At 64.3% G+C, this 24187-nt stretch carries 21 protein-coding genes; 6 read left to right on the top strand and 15 right to left on the bottom strand.

Features of this window, described 5'->3' with window-relative positions:
• The first annotated feature begins 208 nt into the window (after nt 1-208).
• A complete protein-coding gene (locus ACERK3_06635) occupies nt 209-835 on the top strand; it encodes a heme-copper oxidase subunit III (protein ID MFA9477973.1) in 627 nt (208 codons plus the stop codon).
• 125 nt (nt 836-960) lie between these two features.
• Here the strand turns inward: ACERK3_06635 and ACERK3_06640 are convergent, their stop codons facing one another.
• The 10 genes from ACERK3_06640 to ACERK3_06685 form a co-directional block, all read right to left on the bottom strand.
• Nucleotides 961-2358: a (Fe-S)-binding protein gene (locus tag ACERK3_06640; protein MFA9477974.1), complete on the bottom strand. Its 1398-nt coding sequence runs from the start codon at nt 2356-2358 to the stop codon at nt 961-963.
• Between the two features lie 59 nt (nt 2359-2417).
• Entirely contained in the window at nt 2418-3611 is a 1194-nt protein-coding gene (locus ACERK3_06645; protein MFA9477975.1) for an FAD-binding oxidoreductase, read from the bottom strand.
• A 134-nt stretch (nt 3612-3745) separates the two neighbouring features.
• On the bottom strand, nt 3746-5311 hold the full coding sequence (locus tag ACERK3_06650) for an FAD-binding oxidoreductase (GenBank protein MFA9477976.1): 1566 nt from the start codon (nt 5309-5311) through the stop codon (nt 3746-3748).
• A gap of 65 nt (nt 5312-5376) precedes the next feature.
• Nucleotides 5377-5793, bottom strand: a complete 417-nt coding sequence (locus ACERK3_06655) for a hypothetical protein (GenBank protein ID MFA9477977.1) — start codon at nt 5791-5793, stop codon at nt 5377-5379.
• A gap of 273 nt (nt 5794-6066) precedes the next feature.
• Entirely contained in the window at nt 6067-6927 is an 861-nt protein-coding gene (locus ACERK3_06660; protein ID MFA9477978.1) for a sugar phosphate isomerase/epimerase family protein, read from the bottom strand.
• Between the two features lie 96 nt (nt 6928-7023).
• The gene (locus ACERK3_06665) at nt 7024-7686 is read right to left on the bottom strand and encodes a ThuA domain-containing protein (GenBank protein ID MFA9477979.1); all 663 of its coding nucleotides are present in this window, start codon (nt 7684-7686) and stop codon (nt 7024-7026) included.
• Between the two features lie 81 nt (nt 7687-7767).
• Entirely contained in the window at nt 7768-8562 is a 795-nt protein-coding gene (locus ACERK3_06670; GenBank protein MFA9477980.1) for an S-adenosyl-l-methionine hydroxide adenosyltransferase family protein, read from the bottom strand.
• A 61-nt stretch (nt 8563-8623) separates the two neighbouring features.
• Nucleotides 8624-10144: an RNA polymerase factor sigma-54 gene (gene rpoN / locus ACERK3_06675; GenBank protein MFA9477981.1), complete on the bottom strand. Its 1521-nt coding sequence runs from the start codon at nt 10142-10144 to the stop codon at nt 8624-8626.
• Between the two features lie 193 nt (nt 10145-10337).
• Complete coding sequence (gene recR / locus ACERK3_06680; protein ID MFA9477982.1) at nt 10338-10937, bottom strand: recombination mediator RecR; 600 nt, start codon at nt 10935-10937, stop codon at nt 10338-10340.
• A gap of 138 nt (nt 10938-11075) precedes the next feature.
• Nucleotides 11076-11615 (bottom strand): response regulator, encoded by a 540-nt coding sequence (locus ACERK3_06685; protein ID MFA9477983.1) that lies wholly within the window; start codon nt 11613-11615, stop codon nt 11076-11078.
• A 367-nt stretch (nt 11616-11982) separates the two neighbouring features.
• Between ACERK3_06685 and ACERK3_06690 the strand changes: the two genes are divergently transcribed.
• Both ACERK3_06690 and ACERK3_06695 read left to right on the top strand, forming a co-directional pair.
• Nucleotides 11983-12381 carry a response regulator transcription factor gene (locus ACERK3_06690; GenBank protein ID MFA9477984.1) on the top strand — a complete coding sequence of 133 codons (399 nt, stop codon included), beginning with the start codon at nt 11983-11985 and terminating at the stop codon, nt 12379-12381.
• Between the two features lie 115 nt (nt 12382-12496).
• Complete coding sequence (locus ACERK3_06695; GenBank protein ID MFA9477985.1) at nt 12497-13237, top strand: trans-aconitate 2-methyltransferase; 741 nt, start codon at nt 12497-12499, stop codon at nt 13235-13237.
• Between the two features lie 243 nt (nt 13238-13480).
• Here ACERK3_06695 and rplL read toward each other — a convergent pair whose 3' ends face one another.
• From rplL to rplK, 4 genes are all read right to left on the bottom strand, one after another.
• The gene (gene rplL, locus ACERK3_06700; protein ID MFA9477986.1) at nt 13481-13864 is read right to left on the bottom strand and encodes a 50S ribosomal protein L7/L12; all 384 of its coding nucleotides are present in this window, start codon (nt 13862-13864) and stop codon (nt 13481-13483) included.
• A gap of 112 nt (nt 13865-13976) precedes the next feature.
• Complete coding sequence (rplJ, locus tag ACERK3_06705; protein MFA9477987.1) at nt 13977-14525, bottom strand: 50S ribosomal protein L10; 549 nt, start codon at nt 14523-14525, stop codon at nt 13977-13979.
• A gap of 111 nt (nt 14526-14636) precedes the next feature.
• Nucleotides 14637-15323 (bottom strand): 50S ribosomal protein L1, encoded by a 687-nt coding sequence (rplA, locus tag ACERK3_06710; protein MFA9477988.1) that lies wholly within the window; start codon nt 15321-15323, stop codon nt 14637-14639.
• A gap of 169 nt (nt 15324-15492) precedes the next feature.
• On the bottom strand, nt 15493-15933 hold the full coding sequence (gene rplK / locus ACERK3_06715) for a 50S ribosomal protein L11 (GenBank protein MFA9477989.1): 441 nt from the start codon (nt 15931-15933) through the stop codon (nt 15493-15495).
• 246 nt (nt 15934-16179) lie between these two features.
• Here rplK and rmuC point away from each other — a divergent pair, with 246 nt between their 5' ends.
• The 3 genes from rmuC (at nt 16180) to ACERK3_06730 (ending at nt 20710) form a co-directional block, all read left to right on the top strand.
• Complete coding sequence (rmuC, locus tag ACERK3_06720; protein ID MFA9477990.1) at nt 16180-17535, top strand: DNA recombination protein RmuC; 1356 nt, start codon at nt 16180-16182, stop codon at nt 17533-17535.
• A gap of 66 nt (nt 17536-17601) precedes the next feature.
• Nucleotides 17602-18840 (top strand): argininosuccinate synthase, encoded by a 1239-nt coding sequence (locus tag ACERK3_06725; protein ID MFA9477991.1) that lies wholly within the window; start codon nt 17602-17604, stop codon nt 18838-18840.
• Between the two features lie 142 nt (nt 18841-18982).
• Nucleotides 18983-20710 carry a Gfo/Idh/MocA family oxidoreductase gene (locus tag ACERK3_06730; GenBank protein MFA9477992.1) on the top strand — a complete coding sequence of 576 codons (1728 nt, stop codon included), beginning with the start codon at nt 18983-18985 and terminating at the stop codon, nt 20708-20710.
• Nucleotides 20711-20729: 19 nt separating this feature from the next.
• Here the strand turns inward: ACERK3_06730 and ACERK3_06735 are convergent, their stop codons facing one another.
• Nucleotides 20730-24182, bottom strand: coding sequence for a carboxypeptidase regulatory-like domain-containing protein (locus ACERK3_06735; GenBank protein ID MFA9477993.1), 3453 nt, complete (start codon nt 24180-24182; stop codon nt 20730-20732).
• Nucleotides 24183-24187 lie beyond the last annotated feature (5 nt).

A 24187-nucleotide genomic window follows, 5' to 3' on the forward strand; every position in this document is an offset into this window, starting at 1 on the left:
CTGCTGGTCGTGGCGATCTTCATCGGGTTTGCGATTACGGACTCGACGGAATATCGCCGAAACCTGACGCCGCCGCCGGGTGTTCAGGCGCCGCAGTGAGTTTGGGGGTGAGGGGGTGGCATGCCCCGCCGTGGGCGGCGGGGCTAAACGGGGGGCGTGGGGGCTAAACGGGTGCGTCGCGGGGGGGATTGCTGCCATAGAATCTTTTATGACTTCTCCGCCCCAACCGATGCAGGAACGTCGCCACCCGCCGCAGCCGCGTCACCACCACGTCCCGCCGGGCACGGGGACGTTCGGGATGCTGCTGTTTCTGTTGGCGTTGGCGATTCTGTTCGCGGCGTCGATGGTGTTGTATATCGTCTTCCGCATCACCGCCGACGGGCCGCCGCTGGGGAGCGTGCAACTGCCGTTCGGGCTGTGGGTTTCGACGGCGATCATTCTCATCTCCAGCTATACGATGCACCGGGCGTTGCAGAACGTTCGGCATGAACGGCAGACGGCGTTTCGCAATGCGATGATGTTGACGCTGTTGCTGGGCGTGGCGTTTCTGGTGGTGCAGACGCCAAGCCTGATGGGGTTGATCGCGGAGCATCGCGAGCAGCTCGCGCTGGGCGAGGCGGGCATGCCGCTGTACGGGCTTGTTTTCTTTCTCATTCTGGTGCACGCGGTGCATGTGGTCGGCGGGATTGCGCCGCTGGCGGTGTTCACGCTCAACGCGCACGCCGGGCGGTATGACCACGAAAGCTACGCACCAATCAAGTACATGGCGATGTACTGGCATTTCCTCGACGTGGTCTGGATTCTGATGTTTGTGATGCTGCTGGTCGGGGCTTGAATCAGTTTCTGGTTTTGAGTTTCTTGTTTCTAGTTGGGGGAGGGGAAGCCCACGGCGTTACGCCGTGGACTTCGGTGCTGAGCTTTTCCCAACTCGAAACTCGAAACCAGAGACTCGAAACGCGCTTACCGTTTTCCGAAGTGCGCTTCGTGCAGCAGTGTGACGGGGTGGGCGACTTCGAGGGGTGTGTTGAGGCGGTCGGCTTCGCCGGCGATCTGCATGGCGCAGCCGACGTTGCCGGTGGCGCATGTCGCTGCGCCGGTGGTTTTGATGTGACGGAGCTTGCGTTCGCCGAGTTGCCTTGCCATCTCGGGCTGGGTGAGGTTGTACGTGCCGGCAGCGCCGCAACACATGGTGGACTCGGGCAGCGGGACGAGCTTGAGGCCGGGGATGGAGGCGAGCAGTCGGCGTGGCGGGTCGACGACGCGCTGGCCGTGGGCGAGGTGGCAGGCGTCGTGGTAGGCGACCGTGCGGTTGACGGCATGCTCGGGTGTGGGCAGATCGAGCTCGACGAGCAGTTCGGTGATGTCGCGGGTCTTGCGGGCGAAGGCCTTGGCTTTGTCGGCGTAGGCGGGGTCGTCGCGAAGCAGGTGGTCGTATTCTTTGAGCATCGCGCCGCAGCCGGCGGCGTTGTTGACGATGGCGTCGATGGGCTTGCCGTCGATTTCGAGCATCGCGTCGATGTTGGCCTTGGCCATCTTGCGTGCGGCTTCGATGTTGCCGCCATGGTGGTGGATCGCGCCGCAGCACTGCTGTGCGCGGGGGACGTAGACCTCGCAGCCGGCGAGCTGGAGGAGCGCGACTGTCTGGCGGTTGACGTCGTTGAAGAGGACGGAGCCGACGCAGCCGGCGAGGAGCGCGACGCGCTTGGGGGGCGTTTGGTTTGGGGGGGATTCGGGGGATCCGGAGCGGCGCTGCGCTTTGCTCCGGCTTGGGGGTGAGGTTGGGGTTGGGGGGTAATGGGGGGCGAGGGAGCGGGGCCAGAGGGGGCCGGCGGCGGGGAGCATCTGCTGCATTTTGGCGAGCGGGCGCGGGAGTGGGAGGCGGGTGATGATCGGCCAGAGGCCGAGGCGCTGGAGCAGGCGGGCGGGGAGCAGCGAGAGCTTGAGGCGGGTTGGCCGGGTGAGCAGGTGGAAGAACATCGCCTGCATGAAGCGGTCGGTGAGGGTTGGTTTGGCGGGGGTGTCGAGGCGTTCGCGGGTTTCTTCGATGAGCTCGTGATAGACGACGCCGGAGGGGCAGGCGGTTTCGCAGGCACGGCAGTCGAGGCAGAGGTCCAGGTGATGGCGGACGGATTCGGTGGGCTCGATCTTGCCGTCGGCGAGGGCTTTCATGAGGACGATGCGGCCGCGGGGCGAGTCGGCTTCGAGGCCGTTCTCGGTGTAGGTCGGGCATGCAGGAAGGCAGAGGCCGCAGTGGACGCAGTCGAGGGCGCGGTCGTAGGTGCGCGGGTCGAGGTTGAGGACGTTGAGCGGCGCGTGGGGCGCGCCGGGGGTGCCGGGGGTGTTTGCGGGGGAACCCACGGATTGAATCCGTGGGCTTCGGGTGGGGTTCGTGCCGGAGATGGTGCGGGGGGTGTCGGTCATGGCGTGGTGGTGAGGTATCGGCCGGGGTTGAGGATGTTGTGCGGGTCGAGGGTTTGCTTGATGCGCTGGAGCACGGGCCAGTCGGTGTTGTGCGGGGGGAACGGGTCGATGTCGTCGGCGTTGGGTGGGCGACGATGCCAGACGCGGACGCCGCCTGCGGGGGCGATGACGTGGGCGATCTGTGCGTCGAGTCGTCGTGCCTGGTCTGCGTTGAACTCGCCGCCGACGAAGACGCTGCCCTGGAAGGGGTAGGCTTCGATCTGGCGTGGCGGGTCGTTGGGCGGGTGGAGCATGAGGCTTTGGCAGACGAAGCCGCTGGTCGCGGGCGGGACGATGATTTTCACGAGTGCGGGGACGTCGTTTCGCCAATCGCTGGCGGCGGCGCGTTCGCGTTGGTCTTCGTCGTAGCCATACTCTTCGCTGGCGGCGAGGCGGACGTCGGTCATCTGGTCGCAGAGGGTTTCGAGCGATCGAAGCTGGACGTGGCAGGCGCGTGACGTGCCGTGGTAGCCGACGCGGAGGGTGCAGGCCTGGTGGTCGTAGACGAGGACGGCCCAGGTGGGCGCGGCCTCGGCGGTGAGCCATGTGGTCTGGAAGTCGTCGAGCTGCTGAGGCTCTTTGACGTTGAGGTCGACAATGAGCGTGGCGGGCGGGATGGTGGCGGTTCGGAGGTTGACTTCGGTGATGATGCCGAGTTCGCCCATGGCGCCGACGAGGAGTTTGGTGACGTCGTAGCCTGCGACGTTTTTGACGGTGCGTCCGCCGACTTTGACGATACGTGCTTCGCCGTCGACAAAGGTGAGGCCGAGCAGTCGATCGCGGAGTCCGCCGTAGCCGGTGCGTAGCGGGCCGAGGATGTCGTGGTCGACGAGCTCGGCGAGGGTGAGCTTGTCATCGCCGTCGATGGGGAGGAACTGGTTTTCGCGGGCGAGGGTGGTTTGGAGTTCGGCGAGCGTACAGCCGACGTCGGCGCGGACGACGAGGTCGCGAACTTCGTGGTCGATGGTGTTGGCCGTGAAGGTGTATGGGGTGTGGGGATTGGGTGGCGGGTGGCCGAGGCCGGTGTGGGCTCGGCCGTAGTTGACGAGGGGGACGCGGGTGTCGATGGCGCTGCGGACAGCGGCGACGAGGGCGTCGGCGTCGGGCGCGGTGAGGGGCGTGGGCGAGGTTGGGTCGGGGTGATCGGGCATGGTTGGGGGGAAGGGTTTCTAGTTTCTGGTTTCTGGTTTCTGGTTTTTGGGGCGGGTGTTCGGGGTTGTCCCATTGTCCCACGGATTCGCTGCGCTATATCCGTGGGCTTTATTGGGGGATTGGGGCGGGTTCGTTAGTGGGTGGTGGCCAGGGCGCCTCCGGGGGTGTTGGGGCTGGTGGGTTGGTGGAGGTCGATGGTGATGCGGTCACTGGGGATGAGCTTGCCTTCGTTAGCGCGGGCGTCGGGGTCGAAGGCGCGCTTGATCCGCTGGAAGGTTGTGATGGTGTCGGGAGTGAACATTTTTCGCATGAGCGGGAGTTTTTCAACGCCTACGCCGTGCTCGCCGGTGATGGTTCCGCCGATGCTGATGCAGTATTCGAGGATGCGTTCGCTGAGCTGGAGCGTTTTTTCGACTTCTTCGGGGTGGTCTTCGTCGAAGAGCATGATGGGGTGGACGTTGCCGTCGCCTGCGTGGAAGACGTTGTTGATCTGCATGCCGACTTCTTCGCCGAGGCGGGCGATGTGCTCGATGGCTTCGGGGAGTTTGGAGCGTGGGATGCAGGCGTCTTGTGTGCAGTAGCTGTGGCTGATGCGGCCGATGGCGCCGAAGGCTCGCTTGCGGGCGGACCAGAGTTCGGCGCGTTTGGCGGCGTCGGCGCATTGCTGGATGTCGGTGGCGTTGTTGGCTCGACAGAACGCGATGCAGCGGGCGAGCTGGTCGTCGAGGACTTCTTCGAGACCGTCGATTTCCAGCAGGAGCAGGGCCTTGGCGGTGGTGGGGAAGCCGTAGTGGAAGGCGTCTTCGACGGCGCGGATCATCGCGCCGTCCATCATTTCCATACTGGTGGGTGTGATGCCGTCGGCGATGACGTCAGCGACGCTTTTACAGGCGTCATAGCTGGAGTCGAAGACGGCGTAGACGGTGCGGAAGTTGCTGGGCTTGGGTGTGAGCTTGCACCAGACGCGGGTGATGATGCCGAGCGTGCCTTCGCTGCCGCAGAGCAGGCCGGTGAGGTCGGGGCCCACGCGGTCGTGGAGGGTGGGGTGCGAGGTTTCTGGTTTTTGGTTTGTGGTTTCTGGTTGGGGGAACCCACGGATGCCATCCGTGGGCTTTAATGGGACGGGGGTGTGCGGGCTTGGGGGCGTGGTCTGGATGATGGAGCCGTCGGGGAGGACGAGTTCGAGGCCGAGGACGTGGGTGCTGGTGACGCCGTGCTTGAGTGTGTTGACGCCGCCGGCGTTGGTGGCGGCGTTGCCGCCGATGGTGGCGGCCTTCTGGCTGGAGGGGTCGGGCGAGAAGTGAAGGTTTTCGCCGCCTGGTGTGGCGGCGATGGTTTCGGAGAGGGTGGCGTTGAAGACGCCGGCCTGGACGACGGCGACGCGGTTGGCGAGGTCGATCGACTCGATGCGGGTCATGCGGGAGGTGCAGATGATCACCCCCCCACCGAAGGCGACCGCGCCGCCGGCGAGCCCCGTGCCGCTGCCGCGCGGGACGAGGGGCAGGTCGTGTTCGATGGCGGCCTTGACGCAGCGGGCGACCTGGTCCGTCGTGGTGGGAAAGACGACGAGCGTGGGCATGCCGCGAGCGATGGGGAAGCCGTCGCTTTCGTAGACGCTGAGCTCGTCGGCGTCATGGAGGACAGCGTCGCGGCCGACGATGGCCTGGAAGGTTTGGATGAGGGGTGTCTCGTTGCCCATAAGGGCATGATAGGTCGAAAAGTCGATGGGTGAAACACGGCGAAGCGGTGTGATTGGCGTTGCGGTTACCGCCAGCTTTCGCGGACACGTTCGCGGTGGGTGGTTTCGCGGTAGGCGTCGAACACTCGGCCGCGGATGACGCGCTGGCGGTCGACGGTGCGGGTGTAGGATCGCTCGTAGGTGGTGTCGTGATAGCCGGCGTCGACGGAGGGGTAGTGGTCGTTGCGGGTGGCGAACCACGGCTCGCCGGGTGCGAAGTTCGCGTCGGCGAGGGCTTGACGCTGCTGCGGTGAGGCGAAGGCGAGCGAGCGGGGGTGGCCCTCGGTGTCGACCAGCGGTTGAAGGTTGCGCGCATCGACATGGGGGCCGGTGTGACAGCCGCTGAGCAGGGTGAGCGCCAACGCGAGCAGCGAGAGCGCGGACCAAGGCCCGCGGCTAAATGGGAGGCCGCGGGGGCGTCGTCGCAAGATGGGCCGAAGCATTGCGTCTGACATCATTCCACTCCGGGGAACTATAGGCGAACGACATGCCACGGCGACAGGTGGCGATCGCACGACCGCGTTATCCCCCTGCTTTGCGGTATGACGGGCGATCGAGCGCGAAACTGCGAAAGAGATGCGGACGGTGACGGGCGAAACGTCTCGGACGGGTGTTGCGTGCGGGCAACGCGGTGGTGCGCGTGGTCAACGTGAGGGGCGCATGAAAAAAGGCAGCGCGACGGAAGCCGCGCTGCCTTGCGATGGTTGTCCGTGTGTTTAGCTGTAGGTGATGTTGAGTTCGTCCATCAACTTCTGAGCCTCGGTCGCGGCGAGATGGAACGTCTCGCTCTTGGACATGTCGGCCAGGGCGTGGGCCCCCGTGCCGGTGGAGTGGGTGGCGACGACGGCTTTGGAATGCGTCAAGTGCGGCTCGAGCGTGCACGGGCCGGACCAGCCGGCTTTGGCGGCGTCGACGAGAATCTCGCGGGCGTCGGTTTCGCCTTGGCCCATGGGCATGTGCTCGCCGTTCTTGCGCTGGTCCTTGAAGTGGAAGCAGTCGGTGATCGCTTTGCACTTCTGCCAGCTGTCCCAGCCGGCTTCGCCGGTGCGGATGTAGTTGGCGAAGTCGTAGATGAGCTTGAGGCGCGGGCCGCGCAGCTCAGCGATAGCAAGCACGTCGTCGGTCTTGTCGCCGAAGATTTTGCTTTCGTTTTCGTGGTAGAGCACGAGGTCGAGTTGCTCGGCGAGCTCGATGAGGCGCTTGAGGTTGTCGGTGGCCTTCTGTTGCCAGTCGGCGTGGCTGAGGCCGGTCTTGTTGTAGTAGCTGAAGATGCGGACGGCGTTGCAGCCGAAGATGTCGCGCATCTTGGCAAGGTGACGCAGCTTTTGCAGGTCTTCTTCGATGTCGTCGACGGCGTCGATCTTGCCGATGGGCGAGCCGTACATCTGCACGGTGATGCCGGCGGCTTCGAGCTTCTGCTGGGCCTGCTTCGCGACGTCTTCAGGCAGCGCGGTGATGTTGTGGCCGTCGACGCTGCGCGGGTCGATGAATTTCATGTTGACGCGTTGAAGCGCCGCGATCTGCTCGTCGATAGAACCGCCTGCTTCGTCGGCGAAGGCACTGAACGTCCAGGTCATCAGTCAAGCTCCTTATGGCTTTTCAAGGGTGGGAATTCTGTTCTTGGGGCTGTGCAGTGTAGCAGATCGGTGTGCGGGCGGGCAGGCGTATTGGCGTTATCGACTGGCCCAGAGCATGCCGCGGCGGACGATTTCTTTGGCTTCGGGGACGTCGAAGTCTTTGTCGGTGTGGCCCCACGCGGCGACGAACACTCGGCCGGCGCCCCACGTTTTGGTCCATGCGTAGGGCATGACCGTGCCGGGCTGATAGAGCGTGTTGTCGCCGTGGTCGCCAGAGAAGGTGGTGGTGCACAGCACGTGCACCGCCGGGTCGATGTGGCAGTAATACTGCTCGGTATCGGTCAACTCGAAGGCGGGCAGGTCGCGGGTGATCTCGTGATCTTTGTCAGCGATGTCGACGGTGTATGACGGAATGCAGTTGCCCGGATGAGCAACCCACTGGCCGCCGGTCATCCATTGGTAATCGGTGTTGTTGCGGAATGAATCGATGATGCCGCCGTGGAACCCCGCGCAGCCCACGCCGGCGCGGACGGCGTGGTTGAGTCCCTGCCACTGTTCTTTGGTGATTTCGCCCATGGTCCAGATGGGGACGATGAGGTCGAGCGACTTGAGATGGTCGTGGTCTTCGTACACGGCGAGCGAGTCGCGGACGTCGACTTCATAGCCGGCCGCTTGAAGCTCGGGGGCAAACACGTCGGCGGACTGCTTGGGGGTGTGGCCGTCCCATCCGCCCCAGACGATCAACGCTTGCTTGGCCATGGTCGTGGTCTCCGGTGAATTGCTGATGGACGTTAAAGCCATTGTGATGATTCTTCGCGAAATGTCGAACGGCCGCGGCGATCAGGGCGTTGACGTCGGATCGGCGGGTTGCAGGTCGATCGTCGTGCCGGGCGTGGCGGTGAAGCGGGCGGCGGCGGAGCCGTTGCGGACGGCGATTTCGAGTCGGCCGGTGCTGCCGAAGTAGGCGACCGGCTCGCCGGGGGGCACGTCGCCGAACGTGCGGGCGATGGTGGGGATGGTTGTGTTGCGCAGGGTGATGCGGGCGTCGGTGTCGAGCGCGTCGCGCTTGAGATCGGTGATGAGGTTGCCGAAGTGGTCGATCCAGACGACGTGCAGGGTCAGGCCGTGGCCGTGGGGCTGAGGCTGCGGCAGGTGGAGGCGGACGAGCGAGGCGGGGTCGATGGGTTCGCCGAGGTCGGGCCATGCGACGCCGCGGGCGAGGTGAGCGGCGGCGGGGGCGAAGATGTCGCGGCCGTGGAAGGTGGCGGTGATGAGGTCGCGATGATAGTGGCGGTTGGTGAGGGCGACGGCGTGGGTTGCGCCGTGGCGATCGAGGATGGCGGTGAACAGGCCGTTGTCGGGGCCGACGTATGTGCCGTGGCTGGTGCGCAGCGCGATGGGGCGGCGCGGCGTGCCCACGCCGGGGTCGACCACGGCGAGGTGGATCGTGTCGGCATCAAACGCATCGACCGCGGCGTCGAGCATCACCGCGCCGGCGATGATCTGCTGCGGCGGTACGTCGTGAGTCAGGTCGATCACCGTCGCGTCGGGCGCGAGGGTATGGATGACGCCTTTCATCTGGCCGACGTATGTGTCGGTGAGACCGAAGTCGGTGAGCAGCGTGATAGTGGGCATGACAATCGGAGATGATAACGCACGCCGGTGAAGCAGCCGTCCCGAGTTCATTTGACCGAGTCTAAAACTCGCGTCGCTGGCGGGCCGGGGGGATGTTGAGTTGCTTGCGATACTTCGCGACCGTTCGGCGGGCGATGTCGATGCCGCGCTTTTTCAATTCGTCAACGAGCTGGTCGTCGTTGAGTGGTTCGCTTTTGTCTTCCGCGTCGATGACTTCCTGCAGCTTTGCCTGCACCGCGCTCCAGCTCATGGAGTCGCCGGATTCGGTTTCCGTGCCGCCGGAGAAGAACATGCGCAGCGGGAGGATGCCGCGCGGCGTTTGCAGGTATTTCTCATGCACCGCCCTGCTCACCGTGGCGACATGGATGCCGAGCTGGTCGGCAACGGTGGTCATGGGCAGCGGCTTAAGCGCCTGCGGGCCATGGTCGAAGTAATCGCGCTGCGCTTCGAGCACGACGTTGATCACGCGCAGCAGGGTCATGTTGCGTTGCTGGAGCGCGTCGATGAGCCAACGTGCGTTGCGGAGGTTGGTGTTGACGAAGTCGCGTGTGCGTTTGTCGACGCCGTTGTCGCGAGCGAGGCGTGCGTAGGTGTTGCTGATCGACAGCGGCGGCGTGTGGCCGGAGGTGAGGGTGGCGACGTAGCGGTCTTCGTCTTCGTCATACTCGATGGCGGCGTCGGGCGTGATGGTGCGCGGCGCGTCGTCGCTGAGCAGTCGGCCGGGGTGCGGCTGAAACTGCCGCAGGCCGAGGATGCCCTGCTTCACTTCATCGAGCGTGAGGTTGGTGGCCTTGGCGATGCGGGGCAGCCGGTTGGCTTCGATGTCCTTGAGGTATTCTTCGACGAGCAGGCGCTCGACGTAAAGGTCGGCGTCGCGGTCGCTGCGCTCGCGGGCGTCGATCTGAAGCAGCAGGCATTCGCGCAGGTTGCGAGCGCCCAGGCCGGGCGGCTCGAGGTTTTGCTGAAGCTTTTCGAGCACGGCTTCAAGCTCGGCGATGGTCGCGTGATCCGGCGCCTGCTGGAGCAGGGTTTGCATGTCCGTGCGGAGGTAGCCGTCCGCGTCGAGGAAGCCGATGATGTACTGGCCAAGCTCGGCCTCGCGCGGCGTGGTCTCGACCATGCGCCACTGGGCGACGAGCTGATCGAACATCGACTCGGATCGCGCAGCGGTGTTGGCCATCGCATCGATCTTGCGGTCGCGCTCGCCGTCGTTGCGGACGGGCCTGCGGTAGCTGTCGTAGCTTTCGCCGGTGTTGGCTTCCCACGAGTCGCCGTACTCTTCGGAGATGTTGGAGAGGCGTTCGAAATCGTCGGCCGACTTCTTGTCGTCGCCGTCGGCCACGACAAGCTCACGCTCGCCTTCCTGATTGTCGCGCTCGGCCTGCTCACGCTCGGCGCGCAGCGACTCGTCATCCGTGCCGGCTTCGCGAAGCTCCAGCGTCGGATTGTTCGTCAGCTCCTGGTCGATGCGCTCTTCCAGCGCCGCCTGGGGCATCTGGAGGATCTCCATCGACTGGATCATGCGCGGCGCCAGCTTCATCCGCTGGTCGATCCGCAGTTGTTGTCCGGCGTCAATCCGCATGGTCAGCTCAGAAAGGGGAGTCTCCCCTCTTTCTTCGGCCTTACTATCCCGTCACTCGCATGCCAAATCAAAGCAGAGCCGGCATACTCGGGCATAAATCAGGGGAATCCCCCCCGGCAGCCGCCCTGCCAACACCCACCGCGCCGCTCTTCGCATCACCCGTTTCGCATCACCTTCGCACCGCTGAGCACAGTCAATGCCGGGCTTGGATCGCCTCGGCGAGCACCGCTTTCGACACGCCGCCCAGCGTCGAGCCGGTCGGCAGCCCGCGGGCCAGGCGGGTGACTTTCACGTTCATCGCCTCGAGTTGCTGGGCGAGGTACATCGCAGTGCCATCGCCTTCCAACGTCGGGTTCGTGCCGAGCACGGCTTCGCGCACCTGGCCCGCCCGCGCCCGCTCGAGCAGCCGATCCACATTCAGGTCGCCGGGGCCGATGCCTTCCAGCGGCGCGAGTCGGCCCATCAATACGTGGTAGACCCCCTGATACATCCCGGTCTGTTCGAGGCTGACCACGTCCGATGGCTGCTCGACGACAAGCACGAGGCCGTGGTCGCGCTCAGGGTCGGCACAGATCGGGCACGGGTCTGCCTCGGTCACGTGGCCACAGTTCGAGCAGACTTTCAGGTCCGTCTTGAACTGCCGGATCGCCTCGGCGAGGTCGACGGCTTCGCTGGGCTCAACCTGGAGCAGATGGAAGGCGATCCGCTCGGCCGACCGCTTGCCGATGCCCGGCAGGCGGGTAAGCCGAGCGACCAGCCGGTCCAGCGCGGAAACAGGTCGCGTCGTTGCCATACTCATATCTTATGCGGATGAGGCGCGGATGACACGGAGCGTGTGCATACGGTAAAGCCCAACATGAAAGCCCAGGCATGGCCATGCCTGGGCTTTGCGGGCAGGTAATGTCACATCATGTTCGTTCGCCTCGCGCGGTCACTTCGCCGGGCGGTCGCGGCGGGACTCGATGTCGCGGATGTAGGCCTCCGTGCGATCGAGCTCACGCTTGAGGTGACGCACGCGAAGCAGGCTCTTCACCCGCGTGATCAGCTCCAGCTTGTTCACCGGCTTGGAGACGAAGTCGTCCGTGCCGCTTTCCACGCCACGCTCGATGTCGCCCAGCTCGTTCAGCGCGGTCACCATCATGATCGGGATGGTGCGCGTGGCCGGGTCTTCCTTGAGCTTACGGCAGACCTCGAAGCCGGACATCCGCGGCATCATCACATCCAGCAACACAAGGTCGGGCGTCGGCTTGTCCGGGTCCTCGATGTATTGCAACGCTTCGATGCCGTCGCTGGCGGTGGTGATGTGGCAAGGCAGCGTTTCGAGGTAGGCCTGGAGCAACTCGACATTCTGCTCGTTGTCGTCGACGATGAGGATGCTCGACTCGGAGAGGTCGAACGCCTGCTCCTGCGCGTCGGGCGCGGGCTGGTCGGCGGACGGTGCGTCTAGACGGTCGGAGGGTTGGCTCATCATGGCAGCTCGGGAGCTGGTGGTGCGTTTCTCGGCCGACCTGCGGCTCGTGCCGGGGTCGGTACAGTCGGCTGATGGTACACGCAGACTGGCCCTCAGTCGATGTCGGGCGGGAGAAAGGTCAGCGGTACACTTTGGGTGCCACGGCATTTAAGCCCATGCTCTGTGCAACCCGGCACGGCTTAAAAAGCCGTGACACCCGCTTCACGCGACAGTCGAGCCCCCTTCCGCCTGCCTCGCCGCCTTGACCGCGAGGCGTTCAGACGCAACAATTTACACCCTAGCCTGCCTGACGGCCTGACCAGGCCTTACAATACCCCTGCTTGCAAACCTGCAATCTTCTTGAGGAAGCGATATAGGTATGTCACCCATGGAACAGAGTGAAGAACTTCGTCTTGATGGCGTTAAAGTGCTTGTGGTCGACGATGACAGCGAGATCCGCGCCGCGTTGGACCAGGCCCTTCAGGCCGAGGGCGCGTTGACGCAGATGTGTGGCGATGGCAATACCGCCGTCCGCATTTGCGAAACCGACCCGCCGGACCTTGTCGTGCTCGACATGATGCTGCCCAAGCGATCGGGCTTCCTGGTGCTGGAGAAGATCAAGCGCTTCGAAGAGCCGCCGAAGGTCATCATGGTCACCGCCAACGAGGGCCGACGCCACCAGCAGTACGCCGAGGCGCTCGGGGTCGACGGCTATCTCCTCAAGCCCGTGCGACTCGAAAAACTCATCAACCTCGCCCAGGGCCTGTTCACTGCGAAAGAAGAGTGAACGGCTTTGTGGGGGGCTCCGGGAGTCGTGCTGGGGGATCGCCGGGGCCGGGCTGCCATTTGCGGCGCCGACGTGCGCCCCTGCGGTGCGTTGGTTGTGATGGGGGTGAGGTCTGATGGCTGACGTGCCGCGACTGTATGACGACCTTGCCTGGCTTTGGCCGCTGCTCAGCCCGCCTGAGGACTACGCGTCCGAGGCGGCGACGATGCGAAGTTTGCTGAACGAAACGCTCACGCTCGGCGCGCCGGGGCATCGGCCGACGGTGCTCGAGCTCGGCGCCGGCGGCGGGCATGCGCTGCACCACCTCCGCCATGATTTCGACTGCGTGGCGGTCGACCTGTCTGCGCCGATGCTCGCCAACTGCCGATCGCTGAACCCGGAGGTCGAGACGCACCTGGGCGACATGCGAAGCGTCCGCCTGAACCGCAAGTTCGACGCGGTGCTGATCCACGATGCGATCGACTACATGACCAACCTCGCTGACCTGCGTGCGACCTTGAGCACCGCGGCGGCCCACCTCGAGCCCGGCGGTGTCGCGCTCGTCGCCCCGACCTACATCCGCGAAACGTTCGCCGACCACGAAACGGAACAGGAACACCACGCCAATGCCGACGTGGCGCTGACGTATTTCTCATACGTGCACACCCTGCAGCCGACGGACACGACTTTCGAGCTGATCCTGCTGTACCTGATCAAACAGCCCGCGGTCGGCGGGCCGGTGACCGTCGTGGAAGACCGACACGTCTGCGGCCTGTTCGACGAGCAGACCTGGCTGGACCTGATGAATGAAGCAGGGTTCAACTGCCAACGGCGAACCGAGTCGCTGTGGGAGTTGTTCGTCGGCGTCAAGCGGTAAACGCGGTTTCAATTCAGCCGCCATGTTAACACGACAACACGACTTCAATCCCGCACCCCCATTTAGCCGCGGGTCTTGGCCCGCGCTTTCGGCCGGCGCGCCGAAGAGCGCGGTGCAAGCACCGCGGCTAAATGTTGCAAGTGTGAAACCGGGTTGTCGTACCAATCGGCGCATGAAAAAGGCCGCCCTTCGCGAACGAAAGGCGGCCTCTTTGTTTCTGCGTCGCAAAGCGATTCGGTCGGCTTACTTGAGCTCGACGTCGCCGCCAGCTTCCTTGACCTTCTCGAGCAAGGCTTCGGCTTCGTCCTTGGGCAGGCCTTCCTTCAGCGCCTTGGGGGCACCGTCGACCAGGTCCTTGGCTTCCTTCAGACCCAGGCCCGTCGCCTCGCGGACGACCTTGATGACCTTGATCTTGTTGTCGCCAGCGCCCTTGAGAATGACGTCGAATTCCGTCTTCTCTTCGGCTTCCTCAGCGGCAGCGGGGCCCGCGGCGACGGCGACCGCGCCGGCGGCCGGCTCGATGCCGTACTCTTCTTTGAGGTAGTTGCCCAGGTCGACCGCTTCCTTGAGCGTCAGGCCGACAATCTTGTCACCGAGTTCTTTAATTCCAGCTTCGACTTCTGCCATGATTCACATCCTTACTTGATGCACATTCCGTCCGAGAGGTCGCAGCCCTGTGCCGCGATTTAACCCCGAGGGGCCAGTCGAACGCGATTTTCAATCTGGTGATGCAGCGGTCTCAGGCCGCTTTGATTTCTTCGCCCTTTTCGAGCTTCTCTTCCACGGCCTTGACCAGCGAGGCGACCTTGCGGCCGGGGCCGAGCGCGGCGCCCACGAGGTTCTGCGCCGGGGTGAGCAGAATCTGCACCACCTGGGCCTGCGCCTCTTCGCGGGTCGGGTACTTGCTCAGCGCGTCGATTTCGTCAGCGCCGAAGGTCATGCCTTCCATCAGCGCGCCTTTGAACTCCAGGCTCGGAATTTCCTTCGCCCAGGTGATCAGTTCGCGAGCAACGTTGACGACGGTCTGGTCGCCCTCGGCCGGGTAGACCACCGCGACCGAGCCGTCGAGCAGTTCGTTGATGGCGGCCATGTCCGTGTTCTCGAACGCCTTCTTCGCGAGGCTGTTCTTGATCACGGTGACCTTGATCTGCTTCCCGCCGAGGTCGGCGCGGAAGCGGTTGTTGGTGTTCGAGTCGACCCCGCGCACGTCTACCAGCACGGCGCCGGACACACCCTCGAAGCGTTTCTTGTACGTATCAACAATCAGATTTTTAACCGGCTTGCTCATGGCAATGCCCCAGTTGGAGTTTCATGTTCGAAAGATTCTGCACACGCTCATCAATCCAGCCCCGCGAGTAAGCAGCCTCGCAAGAGGCGGCGGCGGGGCTGAAGACGACAGTTAAGGCACTTCAACCAGCACGCCGGGCGTCATCGTGCCCGAAAGCGCGATCTGCTTGACGTAATGCCCCTTGGCCGCGGCGGGCTTGATCCGCATGATGTGGTCGATGAACGCCTGGGCGTTCTCTTCCAGTTGGCTGGTTTCGAAGCTCTGCTTGCCGACCACGGCGTGCACGTTGCCGCCGGCGTCGTTGCGGAACTCGACCTTGCCGGCACCGTAGTCGCGAACGGCCTCGACCACGTTGGGGGTGACCGTGCCGCTCTTGGGCGAAGGCATGAGCCCCTTGGGGCCCAGCGCCCGGCCGAGCCGAGCGACGACACGCATCATGTCCGGGCTGGCGACGGCGACGTCGAAGTCCAGCCAACCATCTTCGATTTTCTTGACCAGCTCTTCACCGCCGGCCTCGACGGCCCCGGCTTCCTTGCAGGCCGCGACTTTGTCGTCGCTGCAGAACGCCACGACGCGCTTGGTCTTGCCGATGCCATGCGGCAACGAGACCGAGCCGCGCACCGCCTGGTCCGCCTGCTTCGCGTCGATGCCGAGCCAGATGGCCACCTCGATCGACTGATCAAATTTCACGTTCTTAAACGCCTTGACGTGATTCACCGCGTCTGCCAACGGCAACGGCTTGTCTCGTTCGGGCGCCTTCTGTAGATCCGCGCGATAGCGCTTGCCATGTCTGGCCATTCCGAGTCTCCTTTCGACTTCCCACGGTCACTGCCGGGGTGTCTCCCACGATTCACGGCTCGTGGTTGGCCGAACTGTTGATTACGAATTTCGGATTTCGGGATTTCGGATTTGCCGGAACTCGAAGGCAACTTCAAATTCGACATCCGAAATTCCAAATTCGAAATGCTTAAATCTCGCCTTCGACCTCGATGCCCATCGAGCGGGCGGTGCCCGCGATGGTTCGCACCATGGCCTCGACGTTGTGGCCGGTCAGTTCTTTGGTCTTTTCCTCGGCGATCGCGCGGAGCTGGTCCGTCGTGACCTTGCCGACCTTGTCCTTGTTCGGCACGCCGGAGCCCTTCTCCAGGCCGGCAGCGTCCTTGAGCAGGACGGCGGCGGGCGGGCTCTTGATTTCGAATTCGAACGTGCGGTCCTTATAGACCGTGATCACACAGCCGACGACCTTGCCGTTGAGGGCACGGGTGCGTTCGTTGAACTGCTGGATGAACTGTCCGGGGTTCACGCCGTGCTGACCGAGCGCCGGGCCGATGGGCGGCGCGGGGGTCGCGCTGCCACCGGGGGCCTGGATCTTGAACTGGGACGTGATTTCTTTCTTTGCCTTGGCCATGGCACATGCCTCGCGGTTCGCGGGATCGGTTTCGTTTGGGTACCGGTCTGGCCGATCCGCGCAGCGCGAGCCGGGTCAGACGAGCCGAGCAGTATAACCACCGCTGAATCAGATGGCAAACGGCTTGAGTGGGGGCTTATGGCACCGTCCAGGCCGCGGGCACCCCGCCGCAGTGACGACATGATGTCAGGGCGGGCCGGCATTGACAACGCAGGCGGGTCGCGGCGTCTGGTAGAATCGCCGGGCATGTGGCTGATTGCATTTATCGTGGCGTTGGGGGGGCTGGGCGTGGTGGGCGGCTGTTGCGCCTGGCTGCTGGCGGATCGGCGAAGCCTGCGGGCCGAGCGTGATCGGCTGGGCCAGGCGCTCGGCGAACGCGAGCAGGCCATCGAAGGCTATCTCGATAAGGTCGAGCAGATCCAGGCCGAGAAGGTGCAGCTTGGCAATCAGCTCGAACGCGTGCAGGCGGAGAAGGCGGCCGCGGAGCAGGCTCACGAAAAGGCTCAGCAGCAGGCACGCGAGACGTTTCAGAACCTGGCGAGCAATGTGCTTCAAAACGCCAACAAGCAGTTTCTCGACATGGCCAGCCAGCGGTTGACCAGCGAGCAGAAGCAGGCGACGGCGGCGCTGGACCAGCGCAAGCAGGCGATCGAGGCGATGCTCAAGCCGATCAGCGAAACGCTCGACCGTCACGCGAAGGCGGTGGGCGAAATCGAGAAGCATCGCGAAGGCGCGTACCACGGTTTGAAGCAGCAGCTCGGCTCACTGCTGGAAGCGCAGCAGGCATTGGGCAAGCAGACGCACACGCTGGCGAACGCGTTGCGCGGCTCGTCGGCGGCCCGCGGGCGCTGGGGTGAACTCACCTTGAAGCGCATCGCGGAGATGGCGGGGATGATCGGACATTGTGACTTTGGCGAGCAGGTCACGCTTTGGCGTGGCGAGGCGAGCCAGCGACCGGACATGGTGGTGAATCTGCCATCGGAGCGGCAGATCGTGATCGACGCGAAGAGCGTGGGGCAGAACTACTACGCGGCGATGGAAGCGGAAAGCGATGAAGCGCGGGCGAAATGTCTGGCCAGCCATGCAAGGGACATTGAAAGTCGTGTGCGGGAGCTGGCGAGCAAGGCATATTGGGAGCAGCTGGATCGCTCGCCGGACTTTGTGGTGCTGTTCATTCCGGGCGAGAGTTTTCTGCACCCTGCGGTGGAGTTGCAGCCGGACCTGTTGCAGTCGGCGATGCAGCGTGGGGTGGTGATTGCGACGCCGACGATTCTGATCAGCTTGCTGCGGGTGGTGGAGATGGGTTGGCGGGAGGAGAAGATCGCGGAGAACGCGCAGCGCGTGCGTGAGCTGGGGATGGAGCTGCACGAGCGGGTCGCGACGATTACGGGTCACGCGGCGACACTGGGCGGGCATATCGAAAAGGCGGTGAAGTCGTACAACTCGTTTGTGGGTTCGTTTGAGTCGCGGGTGCTGGTCAGTGCGCGGAAGTTCAAGGAGTTGGGCGCCGACTCGCCGAAGGAGTTACCAGCCGAGGGTGAGCTGGGCGAGGTGACCACCCTGCCGCGCGAGGTGAAGGCGGCGGAGAGCGATGCGAGTTAGCGGTCGCGACCAACGGCGGCGGCGGAATTGCTACCATGGTCGGTTCACTCTGAGAGAGAACCGACCATGAATGAGAACCCGAAAAAGATCGTGCTCGCCTACTCCGGCGGGCTGGACACATCCGTCATTCTGCCCTGGCTGAAGGATCGCTACCCCGGCGTGAAGCTGGTCGCGTTCGCGGCCGAGCTGGGCCAGGGCGATGAACTCAGCGGCATTGAGAAGAAGGCTTATGCGAGCGGGGCCGACGAGGTCGTCGTCGCGGACCTTCGGCAGGAGTTTGCCGAGCAGTACTGCTTTCCGATGATCCGCGCCCATGCGGTGTATGAGACGGACTATCTGCTGGGGACCAGCATCGCCCGGCCGTTGATCGCCAAGGCGCAGGTCGAAGCGGCGCACAAGACCGGCGCGGATGCGGTAGGCCACGGCGCGACCGGCAAGGGCAACGACCAGGTGCGGTTCGAGCTGACGTACAAGGCGCTCGACCCGAAGCTCAAGATCGTGAGCCCGTGGAAGGACCACAAGTTTCTTGACGACGGCCTGACCGACCGCGAGACGGCCATCGAATACGCGCAGAAGCACAACATTCCGATCGACCAGAGTACGAAGAAGATCTACTCGCGGGATCGGAATTTGTGGCATATCTCGCATGAAGGCGCGGAGATTGAAGATCCCGCCAACGAGCCGAACTGGGAAAACTGCCTGGTGATGAGCGTGCCGGTGGAGCAGGCGCCGGACAAGGCGGAAGTGGTGGAAGTCGGGTTTGAGCATGGCAACCCGGTCAGCGTCAACGGCAAGAAGCTGCCGGGGCATGAACTGATCGCGACGCTGAACGAGGTGGGCGGCCAGCATGCGGTGGGCACGACGGTGCTGACGGAGAATCGGCTGGTGGGCATGAAGTCGCGCGGCGTATACGAAACGCCGGGCGGGACGATCCTCTACGAAGCACACAAGGCCCTCGAGCAACTGTGCATGGAGCGTGACCTGTACCACTACAAACTGCAACTCGCGCACAAGTATGCGGAGATCGTTTACAACGGGCAGTGGTTCCACCCGCTGCGCGAAGCGATGCAGGCGTTTATCGATCAGTCAAACCGGGTGGTGTCGGGCAATGTGAAGGTGAAGCTTTATAAGGGCCGGGCGCTGGCGATTGCCGCGACAAGCGATACGAGCCTGTACGACCTGGACCTGGCAAGCTTCGCGATGAAGGACTACGACGTGACCGCGGCTCGTGGGTTCATCGACCTGTTCGGCCTGCCGATGCAGGTGCGCGGGTTGAAGCAGGGCAACCCGGATACGGCCAAGTAAACGGTCAAGTAAATATGCACGATGCTGATGCGTCATTTACGCCAAGCAGTCCCCGTCAGTCTTGGGGCACCCACGGATGCAATCCGTGGGCTTTGGGGTTGGTCCGATGGCCCCGTGATTGACATATACAGGACCCAACGGCATGGCTCGCAAGAAACCCAGCGGCAGCGACAGTCGCAAGGTGCACAAGCTGCTGCTGGTCAGCAGCGGCAATGACAATGCCACGCGACAGGCGGCGCGACGGCTGAGCGAACGGTTGGAGTTGGCCGGTCGGTTTCAGCTTAGCGCGGTGAGCGTGACGAGCAACGGCGTGCCGGCGATGGCGAGTCTTGAAGGGAGCGACTTTGACAGTGTCGCCCTGCTGGTGCATGAGGCCGACAAGCTGTCGGCGGCGCACGTTCAGGCTTTGACGAAGTTCGTTCAGGCCGGCGGCGGGCTGGTGGTCTGTCAAGGCGCGTTGATGCTTGCGCAGGAGCAAAGCGACCTCGGGCGGTTGCTCGGCGCGCAGGTGGAAGGGCGCATGCCGAGCGCGTTCGACTACCAGGTTCAGCTTGATGCGAAGGCAAACGCGGAGGGGCACGCGATCGCTGGTCGCGTCGATGGGTATGTCGTGCGCGACCAGTTCGTGCAGTTGAAGCTGGAAGATGACGCGACGGTGTTTGCTCGCTCGCATTTGTCCGGCCGACCGATGCCGATGGGGTATGAGCGCAGCGTTGGCAAGGGCAAGGTGGTCTGCCTGGCGCACGGCGGCGCGGCGGAGTCGCTGCTGAACCGCAACGTCGAGCGACTGTTCGAGCGGGCGCTGCGATACGTCGGCGGTGAGACGTATAAGACGACCGTGCGGGCGGGCATCCTCGGCTACGGGGGCGCGTTCAACATGGGCAAACGCCACGCCGAGGCCATCAACGCCCAGCATGGCATGCAGACCGTGGCGGTGTGTGACCTCGACCCGCGGCGGACCGAGCAGGCCAAAGGCGAGATCGGCGAAAAGATCCGCACGTACAACAAGCCCGAGCAGCTGATCGCAGACGACAAGGTCGACATGATCGTGGGGATTTTGCCGCATAACCTGCACGCGGAATATTGCATCGCCGCGAGCAAGGCGGGCAAGCATGCGGTGACGGAAAAGCCGTTCAGCATCACGCTCGACGAGGCGGACCAGATGATCGCCGCGGCTCGCGAGTCGAACACGATGCTCTCGTGCTTTCACAATCGGCGATGGGACGGCGATTTTCAGCAACTGCTCACCGTGGTGCGCAACGGCGAGATCGGCGACGTGTTTCATATCGACGCGGCCACCGGCGGCTACAACATGCCTCGCGACTGGTGGCGGGCGAGCAAGGCGATGTCCGGCGGCGTGCTATACGACTGGGGCGCTCACTATGTCGACTGGCTGCTGAACCTCATGCCCAAGCGCATCGCGTCCGTGTCGGGCAACCTGCAAAAGCGATACTGGCATAACACGACCAACGAAGATTTCGCGCAAGTGCACATCCGCTTTGAAGACGACACGACGGCGACGCTGGAGCAAGGCGACATCGTGGCGGTGCGTCGGCATGGGTGGCGTATCCTCGGCACGACGGGCGGGCTGAGCAACGCAAAGGCCGGCGGTGAGATCACCATGGTCAAGCAAGACGCGGGCATTCGGCGGGAGTCGAGCCTGACGCCCTGGCCCAGCCGATGGGACAACTACTACCAGAACATCGCGAACCACCTGATCATGAGCGAGCCGTTGATCGTCACCGCCGAGCAGGCGCGACGCGTGAGCGGCGTGCTGCATCTGGCGGAGCAGTCGAGCAACGAAGGCGGCAAGCCGATGCCGTTGCCGGGCGAGGCGGAGTTCACGCCCGACTACCGCTTCCCGTGGTGATCGCGCGCGGGTGGCGCGGTCACCGACTGCCAAGCGCTTGCGAAACGGCCTGGTAGATCGCGTCGCCGCGCAGGTCGCGGGCGATCACTTTACCGTCGGGGCCGATGAGCATGATCTGCGGGATGCCGCGTACGCCGTATTGGTTGGGCACGTTGGACTGGCTCCATTCGCCGAGGAAGCCCTGCACCCATGACGCGTCGTTCTGTTCGACGTACCGACGTGGCGCGTCGCGGTCCTGATCGAGGCTGAGAGCGATCAGTTCGAAACGGTCGTCGTCGCCGAACGCATCGTAGACGCGCTTGAGGTTGGGCTTTTCCGCAATGCACGGCCCGCACCAGGTGGCCCAGAAATCCAGCAACACGTATTGCCCGCGATAGTCCGCAAGTCGCAATGGCTCGCCGTCAAGGTCTTCGACCTCGAACGGTGGCGCCTCATCACCCACGCGAAGGCGATTGTGTACCGTCAGCACGACATCCCCGAGGTCGGTCGGCTGCTCGCGGTCGACCTCGGAGAGCGGGGCGACCTCAACATTGTGGTTCACGCTGGCGATCGTGTCCGTCGGGCCGCAGGTCGCGCCGACAGCCGGCTCGTTGACCTGCACGTTCAAGGTGTACGTCCCGGGCAGCACGTCCGGCACGGTGAACTGACCATCTGAATCGATGCCGAACGCGAATTGACGCTGCTGCCGCTGCGTCTCCTGCTGGCGGGCGAGGTAGTCTTTGCCTTCGTCCGTTTCGATCCACGCTTCATACCATGCACGCTGCTCTTCGGGGGTTTTGGCGTGCCAGTCGTCGGGGAAACTGGGCGTGACGTGCCGAACGTTCGTGCGGATCGAGCCGTGGGCCTGGCCCCAGTGCACGTCGACTTCGGCATTGTCGGGCAGGACGAGTCGGCCCTGCACGGTGCGGCCGTCGCCGCCGATCTGCACTTCGCCAACTTCGCCCGCGGCGAGGTCAACCGGTGTGCTATGGGAAAAGCCGTAGCGCCGCTCGCCCAGTTGCACGTACCGCCCCACCGTACCCGGCCCGGCAGGCAAGTGGTTGAACGCAAAGCGGCCGGCGTCGTCGGTCACGGCCTGGCCTTCCCACCGCAGGTACACCCGGCTCTGCTGGTAGGGCACACGCGGCCAGTAGCGCACGGCCTGCCCGTCGGTCGGCTTGCCGTGCAGCATCACCCGCCCCTGCACGCTCGCCCACGGCTCAAGCGTCAGCTCCAGCGGGCCTTCCATCTCATCGTGCTGAACCACCTGGTAGCCGACCTCGTGCAACGCGATCAGGGTGAACACCTCGTCGCCCTGGTCGGGGAAGCGGAATGCGCCGTCCGCATCGGTTTCGGTGGTCACGGTATTGCGCTGATGGTGCGCCAGTTGGCCGTTGACAATCTGCGCTGCGTTGCCGACATAAATGATGTGCAGCGACACGGCGGACATCGTCTCGCCGTCGCTGTTGCGCACGACGCCCGTGATGTCTTCCGCGGGCGTCAGCTGCATGTCGTATTCGACTTCACCTTCGTCGGACTGGAACACGCGCGACACCGCCGGGGCATAGCCGGGCGCTTCGATGCGGATCATGTGCCCTTCGCGCGGGTAGGTGAAGCGCTGCTCGAACGTGTCCTGCTCGATCGGCTGGAGGTTATGTCGCTCCCAGTGCGGCGGCCGTGCGGGTTGGCCGTCGCCGTCAAGCTGCCAGACGATGCCGGGGAGGAGGGTGTAGCCCGTGATCGGCTCGCCCGACTCGGCGTCGGTGACTTGGCCGGTGACGCGCAAGGGGCGGTGCATTTCGATCACAAACTCGTCGTCGGCCTCGTTCGGACTGAGCAATTTTTGACGCACGCTCATCCAGTCTCGCTTGTACATGTCGACGAGCACCGAGTCGGCGGGCGCGTTTTCCATACGGAATCGGCCGTCTTCGTCTGTGGCCGTGCTGAGACCGAGCGAGCGGTAGTTGCGCCACGTATCGACGCTCACTGTGACGTCAGGCACGGGTTCGCCGGCGGAGTCCACGACGCGGCCGACGATGGTGTGCGCGGGGCCGAGCGTGATCTCGACGTCGTCGCGCGCCGCGCCCGGCCGAAGCTCGACAAGTTCCGGTGCATGACCCGACGCCTGCACGGTCAACACGACGTTTCCCTCGGCCTGCATCTGGGCGATGGCGAATTGGCCCGATTCGTCGCTGCGCACGCGCGGGTTGCTCGTGCCGAATCGGCTGTCACCGGCGCGCACTTCAGCGTCGGGGATGGGATCGCCGGCCTGGTTGACCACACGGCCGACGATGTCCGTGCCGCGTTGCATCGTCAAGCGTGTCGTCGGCTGCCCGTTGAGGTCGGTCGCAGCGGTGTTGAGCTCGATCGACCGCCAGACTGTGTCGCTGACATAGTCCGGGTGGGTCAGGCGAACAATCACACGGTCTGCGGGCATCGGCGGTGTCTGCCATCGGCCCTGCTCGTCGGTGCGCAGGGAGATCGTCTGCGTAGCACGCATGCGCTCGACGCCGGTCGGCGGGGTATCGTTGTTCAGCGACGGGTTCACCGCCACGACCGCGCCGGCAATCGGCTGATCGTCTTCATCGACCACCGCGCCGGCGAACGACCTCGCCGGGTGCACGCGCACCTCGATGGGGGTGGATCGGTCGGCCTGAATGCCGCGCAGCTCAAGCCGACCTTTGCCGGGCGCGTCGATGCGGGCCATGTGCGTGTCATTGTCGTAGCTCAACGGTTGAATCGTCACCCGGCCGTCGGCGTCGGTCTGGCCCGAGCGGGCGAAGTTCATGCGCTCCGCGTCGACGGTGACCGTCGCATCGGACACGGGTTGGCCACGTTCGTCAGTGATGCGGAAGGCGATCGGCTCGCCGGGCTCGAAGGCGGCATCGGGCTCGGCCGCGTCGGCCTCGGGGTCGCGTTCGAAGCGCAGGCCGATCAGTTCGAACGTGGCATGGCCGTCCGCCCCGGCGTGAACGCCAAGCGACAGGCCGCTGATCGGCCCTTGCGGGTTCAGCTCGCGCAGGTCCTTCCGTGCTTCGTGCACCTGGCCGTCGGAGACAAGGTCGCTGTTGCGAAACGGTCGGATACCGCCGCGACTCGGCCCCGTGCCGTCGTCCAGCCAGATGACATAGGCGTTGGACGTTTCATGCGTCCCCGTTGCGCGGTAGGTCATCACGGCGATCGGGTAGTCTTCAAAATCAAACGGTACGTCGGGGTGGCGAATCCACACATGCCGATGTTCCACCTCGCCAACGTGGAACACCGGCGTGCCGCTGGTCGCGTCCAGCCAGGCCATGTTCGTATTCTGATTGCCGGCCCAATGGCTGGTCCGCCACATCATGTCCGGGTCGAACACCACCGCCTGCTCAGGGGCGAGTTCGGCGGCGTCGCTGGCGGACATCACGCTCGTCGGCGTGTCGGCGTGGCAGAGCGAGGCGATCATCATCACCATCGCCATCGGCAGCAGCTTTTGAAAGTTGTGCGTTGCGTTCATGAGTG

It is taken from the genome of Phycisphaerales bacterium AB-hyl4 (assembly GCA_041821185.1).
GTDB lineage: Bacteria > Planctomycetota > Phycisphaerae > Phycisphaerales > Phycisphaeraceae > Natronomicrosphaera > Natronomicrosphaera hydrolytica.

Coding starts and splice junctions, on each gene's coding strand:
- ACERK3_06660 (MFA9477978.1), bottom strand. CDS start 6,927: ATGACCTGGACGTTCAGTGCCTTCGCCGACGAAGCAGGCGGTTCTATC.
- rplA (MFA9477988.1), bottom strand. CDS start 15,323: ATGGCCAGACATGGCAAGCGCTATCGCGCGGATCTACAGAAGGCGCCC.
- recR (MFA9477982.1), bottom strand. CDS start 10,937: ATGGCAACGACGCGACCTGTTTCCGCGCTGGACCGGCTGGTCGCTCGG.
- rplK (MFA9477989.1), bottom strand. CDS start 15,933: ATGGCCAAGGCAAAGAAAGAAATCACGTCCCAGTTCAAGATCCAGGCC.
- ACERK3_06690 (MFA9477984.1), top strand. CDS start 11,983: ATGGAACAGAGTGAAGAACTTCGTCTTGATGGCGTTAAAGTGCTTGTG.
- ACERK3_06695 (MFA9477985.1), top strand. CDS start 12,497: ATGGCTGACGTGCCGCGACTGTATGACGACCTTGCCTGGCTTTGGCCG.
- ACERK3_06655 (MFA9477977.1), bottom strand. CDS start 5,793: ATGCTTCGGCCCATCTTGCGACGACGCCCCCGCGGCCTCCCATTTAGC.
- ACERK3_06650 (MFA9477976.1), bottom strand. CDS start 5,311: ATGGGCAACGAGACACCCCTCATCCAAACCTTCCAGGCCATCGTCGGC.
- rplJ (MFA9477987.1), bottom strand. CDS start 14,525: ATGAGCAAGCCGGTTAAAAATCTGATTGTTGATACGTACAAGAAACGC.
- rmuC (MFA9477990.1), top strand. CDS start 16,180: ATGTGGCTGATTGCATTTATCGTGGCGTTGGGGGGGCTGGGCGTGGTG.
- ACERK3_06635 (MFA9477973.1), top strand. CDS start 209: ATGACTTCTCCGCCCCAACCGATGCAGGAACGTCGCCACCCGCCGCAG.
- ACERK3_06665 (MFA9477979.1), bottom strand. CDS start 7,686: ATGGCCAAGCAAGCGTTGATCGTCTGGGGCGGATGGGACGGCCACACC.
- ACERK3_06725 (MFA9477991.1), top strand. CDS start 17,602: ATGAATGAGAACCCGAAAAAGATCGTGCTCGCCTACTCCGGCGGGCTG.
- ACERK3_06670 (MFA9477980.1), bottom strand. CDS start 8,562: ATGCCCACTATCACGCTGCTCACCGACTTCGGTCTCACCGACACATAC.
- rpoN (MFA9477981.1), bottom strand. CDS start 10,144: ATGCGGATTGACGCCGGACAACAACTGCGGATCGACCAGCGGATGAAG.
- rplL (MFA9477986.1), bottom strand. CDS start 13,864: ATGGCAGAAGTCGAAGCTGGAATTAAAGAACTCGGTGACAAGATTGTC.
- ACERK3_06735 (MFA9477993.1), bottom strand. CDS start 24,182: ATGAACGCAACGCACAACTTTCAAAAGCTGCTGCCGATGGCGATGGTG.
- ACERK3_06645 (MFA9477975.1), bottom strand. CDS start 3,611: ATGCCCGATCACCCCGACCCAACCTCGCCCACGCCCCTCACCGCGCCC.
- ACERK3_06730 (MFA9477992.1), top strand. CDS start 18,983: ATGGCTCGCAAGAAACCCAGCGGCAGCGACAGTCGCAAGGTGCACAAG.
- ACERK3_06685 (MFA9477983.1), bottom strand. CDS start 11,615: ATGATGAGCCAACCCTCCGACCGTCTAGACGCACCGTCCGCCGACCAG.